This is a genomic window from Salinimicrobium oceani (assembly GCF_012037645.1).
Genome location: NZ_JAAVJR010000271.1, coordinates 1 through 577 on the forward strand (window position 1 = coordinate 1; position 577 = coordinate 577).

A 577-nucleotide genomic window follows, 5' to 3' on the forward strand; every position below is an offset into this window, starting at 1 on the left:
GCCGAAGATTTCAGAATGCCGATTTCCGGACCAAAGTCGATCCTGAGCTGATATGCCGGATTCCGTGCTTCGGGAAAATCGGAAACTTCAATAATGGTCCCCACGCGCATTTCTACTTTTTCGAAGTCTTTCCAGGAGATTTGGTTCATTTTTTTTTGTTTGTTGTTGGTTGTTTGTTGTTTTTCAAAGGTTCTTTTCATCACCGGTGATTCCTTTGCCCCTGCCCTAAAGGGTGGGAATCACCTGTCCTGGCCTTGTCACGGATTGCAAATCCGCGCCATTGGGAAGAATTCAAGATTTAAAATTCAGGATGCAAAATTCTTTTATTGCCCTTAAGTCTAAAACTATTAGAGTTTAAGATTCTTTATTATTTTTCCACGATGTCTCTTTTTTTACTTCCCCTCCTCCGGAGGGGTGCCTGTAAGGCGGGGTGGGAGATGAGGTAAAAAATCAAAGAGAAAGATCATTCGTGAATTCGCGGCAAAAATAATTTCTACTTACTATCCTCTGTCCTCTATCCACTCAAAAAACATTCGTTAATTCCTGGCCAATAAAGGAAACCCTCATTTCTTCCTAT

Annotated in this window: 1 pseudogene; it reads right to left on the reverse strand. The window is 41.4% G+C overall.

What is annotated here, in order from left to right:
* Positions 1–149: pseudogene (locus HC175_RS16675) on the reverse strand (tRNA-binding protein); the annotation flags it as partial.
* Between the last annotated feature and the right edge of the window lie 428 nt (positions 150–577).